Raw genomic sequence first — 1176 nt, forward strand, 5'->3', positions numbered from 1 at the left:
CCGCGACTGAGCCGGGGCCGGCGGTGGCGCGCGGCCGGCGCCCGATGGTGCAAGATGGAACCATGAGTGCCGAGGACCTTGAAAACTATGAAACCGACATGGAGCTGCAGCTCTACCGCGAATACCGCGACGTCGTCGGGTTGTTCAGCTATGTGGTCGAGACCGAGCGGCGTTTCTACCTGGCAAACCACGTGGACCTGCAGGCACGCAGCGCCGACGGCGAGGTGTACTTCGACCTGACGCTGCAGGACGCCTGGGTCTGGGACGTGTACCGCTCCGCCCGGTTCGTCAAAAGCGTCCGCGTCATCACCTTCAAGGACGTCAACGTCGAAGAGCTCCCGCGCAGCGAGGAGCTGGCCCTGCCCAAGGTCGAGGGCCTGGGGAACTGATCCCAGTCCCGAGCTGGTGCAAGGGCTGAAGTTACCCACATAGCCCAACCGGTGCCTGTGGCGGCGTCTTTTCAGGACGCACGCTGGAGACATGAGAGCTAAGGACGTGCTGGGCCGCCGCGGCGAAGAACTCGCCGCCGGCTTCCTCGAAGCCCAGGGCATGCGGATTGTGGACCGCAACTGGCGCTGCCCGGAGGGCGAGATCGATATAGTGGCGCTCGACGGCGACGCCCTGGTCATCGCCGAGGTAAAGACGCGCAAATCCCTCGCCTACGGGCACCCTTTCGAAGCCGTGGGCGTGGACAAGCTCGCGCGGCTGCACCGGCTGGCCTCGGCGTGGTGCCGGGACCATGAGCTGCGGATGCCGCTGCGACGTGTGGACGTCATCGCCGTGCTCGACGACGGCACCGGCGGACCGGCCATCGAACACCTCAAAGGGGTGGGGTAGATGGCGCTGGGGCGGACCTACGCGGTGGCGCTGGTCGGGTTGAACGGCTACATCGTCGAGGTCGAGGCCGACATCGGTCAGACCCTTCCGGCCTTCGTCATCCTGGGCCTGCCGGATGCCTCGCTCAACGAGGCGAAGGAACGGATCCGATCCGCCGCGCAGAACTCGGGCATCCCGTTGAGCCGACGGAAGATTACCGCGAACTTGATCCCGGCGTCGTTGCCCAAGCGAGGCTCCGGCTTCGACCTGTCCATCGCCATGGCCGTGCTGCYGGCTGCCAACGACGTCCGCCCCACCGGGCGGAACATGCCGGCGGCCGTGCTGGACGAACACACACGC

3 protein-coding genes are annotated in these 1176 nt (G+C 66.6%); all 3 read left to right on the forward strand.

Annotated features, from left to right (window positions below; all coding sequences use genetic code 11):
* Positions 1–62: 62 nt before the first annotated feature.
* Positions 63–389 (forward strand): DUF2469 domain-containing protein, encoded by a 327-nt coding sequence (locus AB4Y86_RS19270; protein ID WP_056426737.1) that lies wholly within the window; start codon positions 63–65, stop codon positions 387–389.
* Between the two features lie 91 nt (positions 390–480).
* On the forward strand, positions 481–837 hold the full coding sequence (locus tag AB4Y86_RS19275) for a YraN family protein (RefSeq protein ID WP_349411446.1): 357 nt from the start codon (positions 481–483) through the stop codon (positions 835–837).
* The coding region (locus tag AB4Y86_RS19280; protein WP_441403726.1) for a magnesium chelatase domain-containing protein at positions 838–1176 on the forward strand (339 nt) is incomplete at its 3' end.

Origin of the sequence: Arthrobacter sp. 2YAF22_2, assembly GCF_052114645.1 — a bacterium.
Lineage (GTDB): Bacteria > Actinomycetota > Actinomycetes > Actinomycetales > Micrococcaceae > Arthrobacter.